General features: G+C 55.0%; 9 protein-coding genes and 1 tRNA gene. All 10 read right to left on the bottom strand.

Annotated features, from left to right (window positions below; genetic code table 11):
* Nucleotides 1–18 precede the first annotated feature (18 nt).
* The 10 genes from BSF40_RS12475 to pheS all read right to left on the bottom strand — a co-directional run bounded on the left by BSF40_RS12475 (nucleotide 19) and on the right by pheS (nucleotide 15,529).
* Nucleotides 19–741: a hypothetical protein gene (locus tag BSF40_RS12475; RefSeq protein ID WP_095965345.1), complete on the bottom strand. Its 723-nt coding sequence runs from the start codon at nucleotides 739–741 to the stop codon at nucleotides 19–21.
* Nucleotides 738–4,028, bottom strand: coding sequence for a hypothetical protein (locus tag BSF40_RS12470; RefSeq protein WP_095965344.1), 3,291 nt, complete (start codon nucleotides 4,026–4,028; stop codon nucleotides 738–740). Before BSF40_RS12470 ends, BSF40_RS12475 begins: the two co-directional genes overlap by 4 nt.
* Nucleotides 4,021–4,926, bottom strand: a complete 906-nt coding sequence (locus tag BSF40_RS12465) for a hypothetical protein (RefSeq protein WP_095965343.1) — start codon at nucleotides 4,924–4,926, stop codon at nucleotides 4,021–4,023. The genes BSF40_RS12470 and BSF40_RS12465 overlap by 8 nt, the downstream gene beginning before the upstream one ends.
* A gap of 10 nt (nucleotides 4,927–4,936) precedes the next feature.
* Complete coding sequence (locus BSF40_RS12460; protein ID WP_095965342.1) at nucleotides 4,937–7,501, bottom strand: DEAD/DEAH box helicase; 2,565 nt, start codon at nucleotides 7,499–7,501, stop codon at nucleotides 4,937–4,939.
* Nucleotides 7,489–10,791: an SNF2-related protein gene (locus tag BSF40_RS12455; protein ID WP_172435697.1), complete on the bottom strand. Its 3,303-nt coding sequence runs from the start codon at nucleotides 10,789–10,791 to the stop codon at nucleotides 7,489–7,491. Before BSF40_RS12455 ends, BSF40_RS12460 begins: the two co-directional genes overlap by 13 nt.
* A gap of 507 nt (nucleotides 10,792–11,298) precedes the next feature.
* A tRNA-Pro gene (locus tag BSF40_RS12450) sits at nucleotides 11,299–11,375 on the bottom strand.
* 89 nt (nucleotides 11,376–11,464) lie between these two features.
* Complete coding sequence (locus BSF40_RS12445) at nucleotides 11,465–11,821, bottom strand: MerR family transcriptional regulator (protein ID WP_003179985.1); 357 nt, start codon at nucleotides 11,819–11,821, stop codon at nucleotides 11,465–11,467.
* A complete protein-coding gene (gene ihfA, locus BSF40_RS12440; protein WP_002553164.1) occupies nucleotides 11,802–12,104 on the bottom strand; it encodes an integration host factor subunit alpha in 303 nt (100 codons plus the stop codon). Before ihfA ends, BSF40_RS12445 begins: the two co-directional genes overlap by 20 nt.
* 3 nt (nucleotides 12,105–12,107) lie before the next feature.
* Nucleotides 12,108–14,486: a phenylalanine--tRNA ligase subunit beta gene (pheT, locus tag BSF40_RS12435; RefSeq protein ID WP_095965340.1), complete on the bottom strand. Its 2,379-nt coding sequence runs from the start codon at nucleotides 14,484–14,486 to the stop codon at nucleotides 12,108–12,110.
* Between the two features lie 26 nt (nucleotides 14,487–14,512).
* Nucleotides 14,513–15,529: a phenylalanine--tRNA ligase subunit alpha gene (gene pheS, locus BSF40_RS12430; RefSeq protein ID WP_095965339.1), complete on the bottom strand. Its 1,017-nt coding sequence runs from the start codon at nucleotides 15,527–15,529 to the stop codon at nucleotides 14,513–14,515.
* Nucleotides 15,530–15,633: the final 104 nt, after the last annotated feature.

Raw genomic sequence — 15,633 nt, 5'->3', positions numbered from 1 at the left:
ATACCGAGGCATTGCCGCCTACGCGCTTAGGGAAATAGTTAGCAATCCGACCGCGTGATGTTGTTCAAGCCAGGGCAAAACGCTACCGTTAATACGTGACAAGGGTAGCGCGCCCTGGCTGATGTCTTGCAAGAACGCTAACACGGCTTCATCGGCACCAAAACTATCGAGTTCATCCCGCATAACTTGGCGCTCAGACCGTAACCGTTCGACCTCGACGACAACCTGAGTTGTCGAACGTTTGTTTACCTCTTTTGCTTGGCGTCCTAACATCTCCATGCGTTTTCCCAACTCTCTCGTCTCATCTACCTTGCTGAGGACAGCGCCAAGCGCCCCTATACTGGCGAACTCGCGCTGGATCAGCCTTTCAAACGCTTGGTTCACTGCTCTTTTGAGAGCACCGATCTCTCGCTCAAGGTTCGATACGTGGTGGCGAACGTCAAGATAATCTTCACGACTATCGACGCCTGCCAACCGACTACCAAGTTGCTGAATGCACTTTAACTCCGTCCGCACTTCCTCAGGGAGATCTAGATACTTCGTGCACATGGCGAAGTAGACCTCAACTTCTCGAAGTAACTCAACTAGAGACTCGCTTTGTACTACTTGCTCATATGCCTTAACTAATGCATTTCCAAAAAAGGTTCGTTCCTTTGCCGCCGGAATATCCTTCAGCAACACCTCCAACTCCTCCAAAGGTGCGAGTTCGACATCTGTTGCGTTTTCGAGCACTACATTCATGACATTTTCTCCAAGTCCGTAAGCATCCCTGCAGCAGAGTCCTGCACCTGCAGACCAAATTGGCGTACCCGCGTAGAATCTCCGCTGCTAGTTCCAGAAGTGCCAATAAACTCAAGGGCGTAGTCATAACTCCGCTTAATTGCGTTCTCTCCAAGTGTTAGCAGATCTCGAGCCTGCCGCATGTCGCCTGCTGGTGCTTCAATGCATTTCGCAAGTTTGTCAGCTAACCCTAGTTCCGGTTCGCTGCAATTATCCTCAAGAGAATCCAGCAGAAAGGCTTCTACTCGTCCAGCTGGAGAGCTTTCATTATCATCGAAAAAGTTATCGCTCTTGGCCTTAGTGTAGGCCCCCTTCCAGTCCTTGATTGCATCGGGCGCAGCCTGTGGCAACTGCTTACTAACTTCCACAAGTGCATAGTCGATCCTTTCGACGTGATCGCTCAGACTGCGACCGCGCATCATTGCGAACAGCGCCTGACCACGGTTCTTTAGCCGTTCGCCTTCGTACCGAGGGAGATCCTTTAGACGCCCATCAATCTCCTTAACCAAATCAATAATTTGTGCCATTGCATCTAGCCCTGGGCCCACTTCCCGAGGCGTGGGGGAAAGCCGCAAGCTCTCCTGCATCTGCAGAAGAGCACGAACCACCGCACCAGCATCAGCCACGCCATAACCCCTCCCTTCTCCCTGACGCAACGAGAGCGAAGACCGCAGATTCTCGCGCAGAAGCTTGTGATTTTTATCGGTTTTGGTAAGAACCTCGTTCCAGGAATTAACGCGATCCGTCGGGTTGGTAGTCGGACGGCCTTCATCGCTAAGCAAGCGAACAAATTGTTCAGCTAGCGGTTGATCTGGCTTGACGTCGCCACGGAGCCACGCCCTCGCCAGGAGTACTTGGGCGATACTGCCAGCCACCTGCCAAGGCTCCCCACCATCTAAAGCCAGTAAGCGACGCTCTAGATGTGCTTGAGCAAGTTCGGCCACCCGCCGAAGCATCCGAGAATGAAGGCGGCGATAGGCCTCCTCCACATCGGCTTGCAACTCGGAGCCCGACAATAAGGTGACATGCGCCTCAAGCCCCAGAATGAGCCATTTTTCTTTGGGTACCACAAAGTTACGAACGTCACTTTTGCGCTCGCCCTCGAACTTAATATTGTTCTCAGTGAACACGCGATCAAACAGCCAATCGGAGACGTCGAAACGATGGCGAGGCAGTCCTCTGACCAAGCTGTTGAGCAAACCTTCCCAATCATTCAGACTTCCCAATCGCCCGCCAGAGCGCCACTCTGTGAGCTCTTGTACCATCTCCTGCCATTTGTTCCGAATGGAAGCAGTCTTTGCCCCTTGTGAACGATGGGTAGCAGGTTGAGCCGTCCGGGGAGTGCTCGATGAGGGGGTTCGGCGCAAGGCGGGGGGATCAAAGGACTGCCCCAACTCTTCTGTTGTATCGGTCCTTCCAACTTCACTAGCCACCTGGGTCCTGACAGAAATCGTCCCGCTCGCTGCCGGCATGGCAGTCGCTTCCCCTGGCCAAGGAAGTCCAAAACTTTCAAAGATGGGCGCTGGGATTGCTGCAAACGCTAAGCCCTCATTCCACAGAGTTGTACCTTGCGCACCTGACGTCCCCCAGAGCGTGACAAGCCGCCGTAAGCGCTCTGCGATTTCCGGTTCATTGCTAGCCGCATACGATAGTTGGTCCTCAAGCCTTGCAGTGACTCGCGTAGCTTCCTGGGGGAGCCAATCGCTACTTTCCACCTCAGATGGAGGAAATATTCGATCATCGAGGGTGGAAGGCGTGAGCAGGACGGGGCCCAGAACGCCTTGGATCATCCCACGCGGAGTCTTGAGCGTCATGCGACCCGACGGATCCGATAGAGCCTCATACATCGTCGTAAGAGCTTGCGAAGTTAACGGATAAAGCCCGACCCCCTCACTTGCCCCAAAGGCTTGATGACAACCAAGCCTAACTAGGCACTGATCGCATCGATTGGGGATTTGGTCTTGCCTCGCGCCATTATTCCGCCACTCATCCAGAGCAGTGAGGCCCACCCGTATAGCCCGCAGATAGTTCGCGGCGAAGTGCTCCCGACTCTCGGACGTTAGCAATTGGCTGGTCTCAAGAAACTGCCCTCTATCGCCCTCCCGACCGAGTGTCACACGGTGGGTGATCCTGCCAAGATAGTTGCCTCGCAGGGAATTCATATAATTCGGTGTCAAGCCCACTACAGAGATTAAATCGCACAGATCATCACTCTGTCTTGTGGTGCTGTCGGTCACGAGGACGTCGATCAATTGGCTGTCAAGACCCTCCCAAGCAGTGATGTCTTCCAGTAGCAGTACTAGGCGTCGCTCTTCGCTCTTCAGTCGACGACGCAGCGTTAGAAAGATCTCCTTGAGCCCGTCCATAGAGATGCCCAATACATTCTGCACACCATAGTCGCGACGCCGGTTCAGCGCCTCCATGAGTAGGCAGGAATAAGGAACATCATTCTTCAGATCAGCCAGCACCTGGTCCGGAGTGTCATTAGCTTCAAGTTGCGCCAATATCGCTCGACTTTCGTGGCGTAGCTTTCTGAGAAACATTAGTGCCCTTGGCGGACAGTCCCGAACCGCAGGCTCAAGCTGACCTAATTCGGCGATGTCGTACAAGTTAAATCGCGCTACTGCCTGGTCCCGTTGCCCCCCCATACCAGCCATGATTTTAAGTACGCGTTCGGGTCCTTTCCAGCGCTCTTGCACGACAGCCGAATCCAGCAATCGTGCCAGATCATGTTTTCCGCATTCCTTAGCATCATCTAGCGGTTGTTCAAAATGTGCTTCAGCCATGCTAGCGGCAAGTGTGCGCTGAAATACATGAACGCGCCCCTCAAAGCTAGCTTCTAGCCGCTGCCCTAATTGATCAAAGAGGTTGCCATACTCGCCCCCAAGTGCATTTTTTAACTCTCGTAAGGCCCCCGGCAAGCTACCGTCGGCGCGCTGGATAAGCAGCACCATGTCCTTCTTTGGCCACTTGACCTTCATCCAACGAATCAGATGCGACTTGCCAGAACCCGGTTCGCCCTCCACTACACAGAAGACGTGACGATTTTCTGGACGCGCTAGTGCCTGCAGAACGCCTTCATCAGTCCCTTCGTCTACATCACTGGCGCGCGCGCCACCGATCGCAAGATTAGTAATGGACTGGTGTACCGCTAAAAAAGCACCTTCGCGGTTAGCTAAAGCTTCCGTCTGGAGAATTTCACGCGCAGCCTGTGCACTCCAACATGCTTTGTAAGGAAGCTCAGGCATGATTATCGGCTCCCAGTGTAAATCTGATGCTAGTAACGGCCCGAACTGGGTGGGCTTCACCCACTAGCTCATACATACCGGCCGTATCCCCAACAGCAATTAACTCAATGCGGCCATCGTCATGCAGATCCCTTAGCGCATTACTCAACACTCGGGAAAGCCTCCGGCCCATGGGGCGCAACCCCTCCCGCTGGGCAAGGTCGATGAACAACGTTCCCCCGTCGATGTAGGGCATTCGTTGTCCGAGGCTGACGAGAAAGTCTGCGAAAACATGTTCGGTAACCGGTGAAAGCGTGTCGACCAATACAGAAAGCTCTCTTTCTAGACGCTCAGTAATTGTTGGGTATAGCGCCCCACGTGCCTGTTGTGGCATAGCGAGCCCCATAAAAGTTACCCACCGAACCCAAGGCGTCAGCTTTGTACTATTAAACCGGCGCTCCTCCTCCGAGTCTGCTCGCAGCGCCTGGGCAAGGACCGTATCGGCCAATTCAGTGTTGTTTCGCTCACGAATCCAATGGGTCCCACCGTATTTTTCAGTAAGAATGACGATGGCGGCATATGCCTCGAGCACCACGTAGTCGGCATGGCCAGAAGGCAACTGGCAGAGTGTTTGATGTACCGCATCTGCAAAGCCGTCGAAACGAAGAGGTACGTTCTCTAAGAGTAAGCGGTAGCCACCATCGGTGGCAGCAATCAACCCTACACTAGCAGCCGCGCCGATTGTCTGGCTTAAAGCGGTAGCGTCCGGACCCGGTGCGACAGAGGATTCAGCCGTAAATTGCGGATTCATCCACTGCGGCACTTCATCGCGCTTCATCCATCCACCGTTAGCGTCAAGCAAACGAAGAAGAGACCAAATGCGCTCGGCGGAACCCTGAATGTCTGACAACAAACTCATAAAAATAACCTCACAAGACTAGTCTCCTCGCCATTGACTCAAGCGCTCGCTCCCGAATCGGTGCGACAACAGAGGCAACCTGCGCCATTGGTCGCCCCTCAACTTGCAGATCAGATGATACGACCAGGACAAAACACTGTTCGCGCGCCGCGTCTTCCAATGACTCAAGTCGCTGCAAAAGCTGGCGGGGATTTTTGTAGTCAACAGAAACAAGTACTGCAGTAGGCAAATTAGCAATCGCGGCATCCGCACGTTCAAGCGTCTCAAAATCATGCACGAAACCAAATTGGCAAGGTGAGTCCTTCAGCAATAATGAAAGCCGCTCCGCAACCCCGGACGGCGCAACAAACTGCTCAATGCCTGCTGCAGCCAGGCGGATTACGAGATCCCTCAACCCCTCTCCGAAATGCTCATCCAGAGGATGCACAACGCTTACGCCTGCGACGAAAGCATGAGGTTTGAAAAAGCACGGCTCCGACCAACGAGCCTTCAAGCCATGGAACGTGACTTCCTGCGGGGGGGTAAACTCGTTGCGCCGGCAAAATTCGCACCGTCCGCAGGGATCGACGATATTCGAGCCCGCCTCAACTAAATCAAACGTTCCAGTAAGTATGCAATTTGGTTCGCTTCCATCTATTAAGCAACGAAAGTGTTCAAGGTCTTCACGAGATGCTTGCTGCTCCGCGTCGCGAAGCGCTATCACTGGCACCCAGCGCAGGTCCGTGGCTAATGGCGACTCCAAAAGCCAATTGGCTAGGAGGGTAATCCGCCATACAGGCATCTCAGCGCTATCTTCCACCACATCCACTTGCAATAGCCCGCCACGCTGCAGCAGGTTGAGCAAACTCATGTTCCAAAGCCGGTGGTAATCCCCCTTAATGTCGCCCGATTTATTCCGGCCGGCGTCCAGGACCATGGCAAACCTTGGCTCCCCAGTTTTTTCGTCTGGACTGGAAGTCTGTGCATTAGCTAGTAATGTTTGCCACCGTGATGCCAATAGCTCAGGTGTCAACCAACCGGAGACAGCCTGCCGCAGCGCCAATCTCCAGTCATCATCACTGCCGGCGCTACCAACCCACAGGATAACGGCTAGTCCCTGATGTCCGTCGCGGGAAGCGCGACCAATCTCCTGATAGTAACGTGCCGGGCTTTCAGGCACGCAAGCATGAACCACCGCTCGGACATCGCGCTTATCTATGCCCATACCAAAGGCCGACGTCGCCACCACCAGATCGAGTCGGTCGGCCAACCAATCGTCAACAACCCGCTTACGCTCTCCCTCGCTGCCCATTTCACCGGTATATACCGCCAGGCGTTTGTAACCCCTTTTTGCTAACGTATCTCCAAGTTCGAGTGCATCGGTCACCAAGGTCGTGTAAACTAGGGCCGGACGCGGGAGGCGATCCACCAACTCGATTACCCGTCTCATCCGCTCCTGCGCATTTGGACAACGGTAGGTGACAAGATCGAGTTCATAACGTGGCACGCGGGCGTCAATAGCGAGGAAACGTCCAGAAACTTCATAGGCACGAATGATCTCGTTTCTCGCTGCATCGCCAATGGTGGCAGAAAGCAGAATCGTTCTAATCTCAGGACTAGTCTTCCGGAGCATATGAACTAATCCGGGTAAGCGCTGAAAGTCAGGCCGAAAACTTCGCCCCCAACTCTCGATAATATGGGCCTCATCGATAAACACACCCATCAAGCGAGCATTTAGACCAAGGGGCTTGTCGGTCGAATGGCGCGATGCCTCTATCAGCACCTGTCTCACACTTGTACTTAAAGCCATCTCAGGCGATAAAAACAAAAGCGGTACTTCGCCACGCCGGAAAGCATCAAGCAGAGCTCCCCTTTTTTCACCCGATAGCTCCGACACTAACGCAGCGCTCCCTTTAAGCCCGGGATGGGTGGCAAAATGGCTTGCATGGGCTAACGCCAGTGCAACCGTTGGAACAATCACAACCGCACACGCCCGTTCCAGCCCCATCAGAGTGGTTTGCCACCATGCGGGGGCCAACTCAAACAGCAAACTCTTTCCTGCGCCTGTTGGCATCGTCACCAGCAAACTAGCCCCGCTGGGCATACAAGCTAGGGCTTGTATCGCTGCCTTTTGGGTTGGAGTTCGGTAGTGTAGGTAGCTTGAAAATCGCAGAAGAAGAGCATCGGCCACAGCGGTCTGATAAGGCTGTCGCAGTGATACATCTAGCTGCAAGGCCTCATCGATACATACATGAAGCGGATCATGATCTTCCTTCGCATCGAGCAGCAACACTGGCTGACTCTCGATACCGCCAAGACGCAACCCGAATCTGCTCAGCAACTCCTGATCTCCTGGGTGCAGCGCTTCACGACTTATTGGCAACCGCCCCCCCACCAGCCGCACAGCCTCCTGCCACAGCGCACCACGGTCAGCACTGGCGTCAGCCGCTTCAAGAGCTTTGAAGCAACGCAGTAAGCTTCGCAAGCGCCAGCACTCGCTCTCAGAAACCGCCTCGGCAAGCGTAGTTTTACAAACAGCAATTGCCGTCTCCATACTCTGTGCTGTGGCTTTGAACACTACATCTAAATCAGACATATCAACGCCAAGCCTTCTATTTCGGTAATAGGCTGCCTCACACTTTCCAGCAGCGCCTGACGTGCTTCGAGGTCGATTCGTGCTTTGCTAGCGGTCTCTGCGGATCCTTGCTCGGCTTGCCATTTAAGCCAGCCGAGTTCAGATCGCAGATATCCCTTCAATTGCTCTACTCGGACCGCAGCCACATCACGCTGACGCTGGGCAATGACGGAGCGTGCTAGCTCAGCGCCCTGCGAGAGCGCAGAGAAAAGGTCCCCTAAATTCGGCAACTCCGAGAGTTGCTCGCGCTTAATCGGAATGGTTCGGGGTGGTTCAGATGGGGCAGTTAAGAGCTTTCGAACTGAGGAGTTTGTTACAACAGCCGCACCCGGGTCCCGCCCCGGTAACAACGCGACCAATTCGGGTATCACTTCCGGCCAATAGACTGATTCTGCCCGCAGCGCCAACCCTGCGGTCATGCCGTCCTCGGCCCACAGTGCCTCGTTGACTCGCGTTTTCACCAGCACATGCAGCAGCCAAGTTCCTTTGAACTTGGGTTCGAATGGGATGGCAAAAGCCGTAACCCGGCCGAGGTCATCACTGCTAAGTGAAGCAAGCATGCTGTCGATCAGTTGATGACCGGGCCCAAAATATTGAAGGTTTTCATGTGCTAGTGCCTGTGACCGATTAAAGGTGCCTTGGAGAAAACCTCCATGGCCACTGGTTAGCCCTGGCAGATCTACCCGGAGGTCATCCTTTTCCCATTTAAACTCGACAGCACCGCTTTCAATTCGACGCGTACGTAGACCAAGCCGGCGTGCCCAGCGGGTCACAACCTCCTCAGCCAGTTGTGAATCACAGGCCTCATCCAAATGCTGCGCTTGCACCGTCGCAAGATCGAGTTGAGGCTTAGTAGCGTCCCAAGAGAGCTCAAAAGCCTCGTCGGTGGCTGCCAGCGCTTCATCAACCCGAGCAGACAACTGGGGCAACAAACCTCTAAGTACCTGCGCACCTTCGCCGTAAGCGATGGCCATATCTCTCTGCAAGCGGGGCAAGATAAATTCAAGACCGCCCACTGAGCGTTCAAACACTTTGAACACCTCAGCGTGGACTGCAAGCAGAGCCTGCTCTGCCGCGAGCGGGCCGGTTAGGGTGATGGAAATCACTGGGCGATCCGCCGCTCGACCGATCCGGTCAAGGCGCCCAACCCGCTGTTCAATCCGGGCAGTGGAAAGAGGCAGATCCAAATGAACAACGGCACTAGCATTTTGAAAGTTACGTCCTTCGCCCCCCAACTCATCGCTAACGAGGAGCCTGCATTTCGGATTATGCTGGAAGACGAAGGCCACCTCAGCCAAATCTGCCTCGGGCATTTCCGAGTGAAATTCCTGAATTTCGCTTGAACTTAAGCGTGCCCGAAGAATGCCCACCACCTCCTTCACAGCCTGGGCATCCTGAGTAAAAACCAGGACTTGATGCGAGGCCTCTTCGGCCAAGTGAGTCTCAATCCAACGGACCGCAGATTGAATTCGTTCACAAAGCCCTGTTTCCAACCAAGCTTCAGCCAACGGGACTGCGATGTTCAACCACGCCCTCTCAGCTTCAAACGGCGGAGTAGATGCCAGGATCCGATCAATGATCAACTGCTCCTCGTTTGGACCAGGATCAGATAGAAGCCAGTCTAGGCTGCACTCGTTTCTATGGTTGACTCTATCGACTCCTAACGTAGTCAGTGCCTCCTGGCGCTTGCGTAGAAACGCTAGTGCGTTCTCAGCCGTACTTGTAGCGAAGCGCCAATACAAAGATCGCAGCGCGACCGAAGCCAAGCCATCGCCAACCGGCAACGCCTCCATGTGCCCAAGGAAGATCGCCTCATCGCGAGATGGGGCGTATTCAAGTTGGATGTGCTGGCGAGGCGCCCAATTAAGGCCCAATTGCCGCAAGGTTTTTCTTCGGTTGCGAATTACTCGGTGATCCAGTCGGTAGAACTCCTGGACGTAGGCCACCAGCTCCATGGCAGCGTCGGCGTTGCCCGCGCGCAACCGGTCTATCATCCCAGAGGCGTTTGGATCATCGGGCAGAACTTCCACCCATTCCTCAGCGAGGAACTCCAACGAGTCTTGGTCTAGTTGCCTGCCCTCGGCCCTGGCGGACTCCAGAATATTTGCCGTAAAGTTCAAGCGGTCCCAGATGCACTGCTGCTGAACCTGTCGCTGCTCAAGTAGTTCGCCATCGTCCGTTTTATAGACGTCCGGAGCGACCAGCGCCAGTAGCCCTACCAGACTTGCAACGTCGCGTTTGGAAGGCGTTGCTGAAAGTAGCAATACTCCCCAAGCGTTGAGCGCTAGTACTTCCAACAGGCTGTAAATAGGTGTTCCCGGAGGAAACTGGTGAGCTTCGTCTATTACGACAATATCCCACTCTTTGGCGCCCAAAGTCCTGGCAAAGACAGGATCAGTCGTGAGCGCCGTACTCGATACAATTAGCCTCCGTTGCTCTGCGAGGGTTGTTAGTTCAGTCCCGGTGGAGGATAGAAGTCGGTTTGCGTCTATATGGACAAACGCCCTCGCACCAAATCTCAGATAGAGTTCATTAAGCCATTGGCGTGACATGGACCCCGGAGCAATGATGAGGATGCGTAATTCAGGATTTTGTGTAAGCAGGGATTGAAGAACCAAGCCGGCTTCAATGGTTTTGCCAAGCCCAACCTCGTCGGCAAGTATGAAACGAGGCAAACGATCCCACAAGACACGGCGCGCAGTATAGAGTTGATGTCCAAGAGGTCGGACTCGAGCCCCCAGCATCGCAGGCAAACCGCTGGCCCCCTCACACCAAAGAGAAAAAATATCTTGAAATGCCCATCTCGCAAAATATTCTTTGGGCTGATACCAATTGAATGAGCGAATAGAGGTCAGGGGATCGCCCTTGCCTCCAATAGGAACAAACTGGCCTTCAACCAAAACCAGTTGAACACCATCTGCCTGTCGAATTAGATAAGAGAAGAGGCCATCATCATTAGGTTCATGTCGCTCGACAACGATACCGAAGGATACCTTTCTAGGATGGTCGGGATCGGGATACCGTACCTTTGCACCCGAACTGACGGCGAACCTGAATAATAGCTGAGCCCGAGATGAAATGAGAAATTCGGTTCGCTCGGTATAAGAGAAAAGCCTGATCTGCCCCCTATCTGCCCTCACCAAGCGACAGGTTCCTTTTTCGGGCAAATTTGGAAGACTCACCAAAGCGCCGACTGGAATTTCCTTTTGATTAGAATCCTGTGGACCCCGATCCTTCCTATCCAACTCCATGACTACTCCATATGAGCCGCTGCGCCAGCGCTCGACGCTAGCCTCGAATACCATACTTTTTTTGCGAAAACCTCGTTGGCATCAATGATAGTCAGCAAAATCGAAGAGGAAACTAACAATGCCTGCGAACTACCAATTCTTCGCTGCAGAGGCGATATCGTGATGGCAAGATTTCGTACATTCCCGCGTCAGCGGTTCAACATTTAGCAAATATCCATCCTTGACTGCCTGGTTCATGCAACTGTCCTAGCCTCACTCGTGCTCACGGGGGTACCTATTCTTCCTTACCGCGCCAGACAATCTGGGCTAACCGGAAATAATGCCACTATGATATCAGCGGAGAAAATTCTACGCAGCGCGCATTACACCCACGCCTATCGATCGAACGACTAGATCCGACTTGAGAATCGAGGGAGTATTAATTTTTTTGTGGGGGTAAATGTGGGGGTATTTTTCAGACATGAAAAAGCCCAACCTTTTAAGATTGGGCTAAGTCATTGAAAAATATGGTCGGGACGGAGTGATTCGAACACTCGACCCCTAGCACCCCATGCTAGTGCGCTACCGGACTGCGCTACGCCCCGACTAGGCGTGTTACCCGTTCCTCATCTCGAGGAACGCTCAAGAATATATCGCAAGCTTTTGAAAACTGGAAGTATTTAAAAGCAGGAATTTATTTCTTGAGTACCACCAGAACATCTTCGAGCTCGGCGATCATCTGGCGGATCATTTGCTTGTATTGGGTGGTGTCGTCTTTGGCTTCATCACCGGACAAGCGCAGGCGCGCTCCGCCGATGGTGAACCCCTGATCATAAAGAAGCGCGCGGATCTGCCGGATCATCAGCACGTCCTGGCGCTGATAATACCGGCGGTTTCCGCGGCGCTTGACCGGGTTGAGCTGAGGAAACTCCTGCTCCCAGTAGCGCAGCACGTGTGGTTTTACCGCACACAGCTCGCTGACTTCACCAATGGTGAAGTAGCGTTTGCCCGGGATGACGGGGAGCTCGTCGTTATGACTTGGTTCCAGCATAAGCCTCAACTCGGGCCTTCAACTTCTGCCCTGGACGAAAGGTGACCACACGGCGAGCCGTGATCGGGATTTCTTCCCCCGTTTTCGGATTGCGGCCAGGCCGCTGGCGTTTGTCCCGAAGGTCGAAATTGCCGAAACCGGACAATTTGACTTGTTCGTTGTCTTCGAGAGCGTGCCTGATTTCTTCAAAAAACAGTTCGACCAATTCCTTGGCCTCCCGTTTATTCAGGCCCAGCTCTTCATACAGACGTTCCGCCATCTCAGCTTTCGTCAGAGCCCCCATACGTCACTTCCTTAACGTGGCGTTCAACCTTTGTTCGAGCGAGGTGAGGATGTTTTGCGTTGCGGTATTCACCTCATCGTCATTAAGAGTGCGCGATGGATGCTGCCAGGTCAAGCCGACTGCGAGGCTTTTTCTATCAGGATCAATGCCTTTACCCTGATACACGTCAAATAGCCTGAGGTCTGTCAGCCATTCGCCTGCATTTTCACGGATTACGTCCAGTACAGCCGTGGCTGCAATATCTTTGTGCGCAATCAGTGCAAGGTCACGACGCACTTCAGGAAAGCGCGATAACTCGTGGAATTTAGGCATTTTGCCCGACGCGACTTCCGCCAGAACCAACTCGAAGACGAAGACCGGACGGTCGAGACCGAGGGTTTTCGACAATTCGGGGTGGATCGCGCCAATGAAGCCGACCAGACGACCATCGCGTTCGATGCGTGCGGTTTGGCCCGGGTGCAATGCCGGGTGCTTGCCAGGCACGAAAGTGAACGCATCCAGGGCGCCGGCGAAGCCCAGCACCGCTTCCACGTCAGCCTTGACGTCAAAGAAGTCGACGGTATCGCGACCCTGTGCCCAGCCTTCCGGCAACCGACTGCCACAAACCACACCGGCGAGCATCGGCTCTTGCTTCAGGCCTTCGAGCTGACCGACAAAACGCAGGCCGCTTTCGAACAGACGTACGCGATCCTGCTGGCGGTTCAGGTTGTGCTGAAGCACCTTGACCAGACCCGGCCACAAGGACGAACGCATCGCGGCCATGTCATTGGAGATCGGATTGGCGAGCAGCAGCGGCTCAACACCCGGATTAAACAGTTCGAACTGTTTCGGATCGATGAAGCTGTAGGTAATTGCTTCCTGATATCCACGGGCAACCAGCAGGCGGCGCAGTTCAGGCAGGTCGCTACGGGCTTCGGCCTTGGCTTGCGGCGCCAGACGCGCTTGCGGATAACGAACCGGCAAACGGTTGTAGCCGTACAGGCGTGCCAGTTCTTCGATCAGGTCGACTTCCAGGCTGATATCGAAGCGATGGCTTGGCACTTCTACACGCCACTGCCCTGCCCCGTCGGCAGTAATGGCCAGGCCCAAGGCATTGAGCAGACGCTCCACTTCAGCCGAATCCATTTCCATACCCAGCATCTGGGTAATGCGCTGGGCACGCAGGGTGACCGGAGCAATTTTCGGCAGGTGCTGTTCGCTGACGGTCTCGATGATCGGACCCGCTTCACCACCGGTGATTTCCAGCAGCAAGCCAGTCGCGCGCTCCATGGCCTCGCGGGCCAGTTGCCAGTCCACGCCACGCTCATAGCGATGGGATGCATCGGTGTGCAGACCATAGGAACGGGCCTTGCCTGCCACGGCGATCTGGTCGAAGAAGGCGCTTTCCAGGAACACATCACGGGTGGTCGCGGACACACCGCTGTGCTCGCCACCCATGACGCCAGCGATTGCCAGTGCGCGGGAGTGGTCGGCAATCACCAGCGTATCGCTACGCAGGCTGACTTCCTGACCGTCGAGCAGCACCAGCTTCTCACCGTCTTCGGCCATGCGTACACGGATGCCACCGTTGATTTCGGCGAGATCGAAGGCGTGCAGTGGCTGACCCAGCTCCAGCATCACGTAGTTGGTGATGTCGACGGCAGCATCGATGCTGCGCACATCCGCGCGACGCAGGCGCTCTACCATCCACAGCGGTGTAGGCCTGGACAGGTCGACGTTACGGATCACACGACCCAGATAACGCGGGCACGCGGCTGGCGCCAACACTTCTACCGAACGCACTTCGTCATGCGCGGCAGGCACCGAAGCCACCACCGGACGGACCACTGGAGCGGCGTACAAAGCACCCACTTCACGGGCCAGGCCGGCCAGGGACAGGCAGTCGCCACGGTTCGGGGTCAGGTCGACCTCGATGCTGGCGTCTTCCAGGTCCAGGTAAACGCGGAAATCCTTGCCCACCGGCGCATCGGCCGGCAGTTCCATCAGACCGTCGTTACCTTCACCGACCTGCAGTTCGGATTGCGAGCACAGCATGCCGTTGGATTCAACGCCACGCAGCTTGGCCTTCTTGATCTTGAAGTCACCTGGCAACTCCGCGCCGATCATGGCGAAAGGAATCTTCAGGCCCGGGCGCACGTTGGGCGCACCGCAAACCACCTGGAAGGTTTCCGAGCCGTTACTGACCTGGCACACGCGCAGCTTGTCGGCGTCCGGGTGCTGCTCGGTGCTCAGCACCTCGCCAACCACCACGCCACTGAAAACACCGGCGGCCGGCGTAACGCTATCGACCTCAAGACCGGCCATCGACAGACGAGCAACCAGCTCATCGCGACTTACCTGCGGGCTAACCCAGCCACGCAGCCATTGTTCACTGAATTTCATCCTGCTCTCCTAAGAATTCGTTACGACTAGCGAAATTGCGCGAGGAACCGCAAGTCGTTGTCGAAGAACAGACGCAAGTCGTTCACGCCGTAACGCAGCATGGCCAGACGCTCAACGCCCATGCCGAAGGCAAAGCCCGAGAACTCTTCCGGGTCGATACCGGACATGCGCAGCACGTTCGGGTGAACCATGCCGCAGCCCATCACTTCCAGCCAGCCGGTCTGCTTGCAGACGCGGCAGCCTTTACCGCTGCACATCACGCATTCCATGTCGACTTCAGCGGATGGCTCGGTGAACGGGAAGTACGAGGGACGGAAACGCACCGCCAGTTCCTTTTCGAAGAACACCCGCAGGAACTCTTCGATGGTGCCTTTGAGGTCGGCGAAATTGATGTCGCGATCGATCAGCAGGCCTTCGACCTGATGGAACATCGGCGAGTGGGTGATATCGGAGTCGCTGCGGTATACGCGGCCTGGGCAGACGATGCGGATCGGCGGCTGTTTCGACTCCATGGTGCGGACCTGTACCGGCGAGGTATGGGTGCGCAACAGCATGTTCGCATTGAAATAGAAGGTGTCATGCATCGACCGGGCCGGGTGATGGCCTGGGATGTTGAGCGCTTCGAAGTTGTGATAGTCGTCTTCGACCTCAGGGCCTTCGGCGATGCCGTAGCCGATACGGGTGAAGAATTGTTCGACGCGTTCCAGAGTGCGGGTAACCGGATGCAGACCACCGGAGGTCTGACCACGGCCAGGCAGGGTCACGTCAATGGACTCGGCGGAGAGTTTGGCAGCCAGATCGGCTTCTTCAAACAATGCCTTGCGCGCATTAAGGACCTCTGTGACACGCTCCTTGGCAACGTTGATCAGCGCACCGACCTGCGGACGCTTTTCTGCCGGCAAATTCCCCAGGGTCTTCATCACCTGAGTCAATTCACCCTTCTTGCCAAGGTAGTGAACCCGGATTTGCTCCAGGGCATTGATATCTTCAGCGCTTTGCACAGCCTCTAGTGCTTGAGAGACGAGCGCATCCAGGTTTTCCATGTACAGACTCCAGATACAAAATAGGGGAAGAGCTTGAAGGCTCTTCCCCTATTTATGACGTTTAACACCTGACCCCACAGATGCGAGGCCGGGTGACTGTCGGG

The organism is Pseudomonas sp. ACN5 (genome assembly GCF_002303975.1).
Classification (GTDB): Bacteria; Pseudomonadota; Gammaproteobacteria; order Pseudomonadales; family Pseudomonadaceae; genus Aquipseudomonas; species Aquipseudomonas laurylsulfatiphila.
This window is presented reverse-complemented; position numbering and strand designations above follow the sequence as displayed.

Coding starts and splice junctions, on each gene's coding strand:
- BSF40_RS12475 (WP_095965345.1), bottom strand. CDS start 741: ATGAATGTAGTGCTCGAAAACGCAACAGATGTCGAACTCGCACCTTTG.
- BSF40_RS12470 (WP_095965344.1), bottom strand. CDS start 4,028: ATGCCTGAGCTTCCTTACAAAGCATGTTGGAGTGCACAGGCTGCGCGT.
- BSF40_RS12465 (WP_095965343.1), bottom strand. CDS start 4,926: ATGAGTTTGTTGTCAGACATTCAGGGTTCCGCCGAGCGCATTTGGTCT.
- BSF40_RS12460 (WP_095965342.1), bottom strand. CDS start 7,501: ATGTCTGATTTAGATGTAGTGTTCAAAGCCACAGCACAGAGTATGGAG.
- BSF40_RS12455 (WP_172435697.1), bottom strand. CDS start 10,791: ATGGAGTTGGATAGGAAGGATCGGGGTCCACAGGATTCTAATCAAAAG.
- BSF40_RS12445 (WP_003179985.1), bottom strand. CDS start 11,821: ATGCTGGAACCAAGTCATAACGACGAGCTCCCCGTCATCCCGGGCAAA.
- ihfA (WP_002553164.1), bottom strand. CDS start 12,104: ATGGGGGCTCTGACGAAAGCTGAGATGGCGGAACGTCTGTATGAAGAG.
- pheT (WP_095965340.1), bottom strand. CDS start 14,486: ATGAAATTCAGTGAACAATGGCTGCGTGGCTGGGTTAGCCCGCAGGTA.
- pheS (WP_095965339.1), bottom strand. CDS start 15,529: ATGGAAAACCTGGATGCGCTCGTCTCTCAAGCACTAGAGGCTGTGCAA.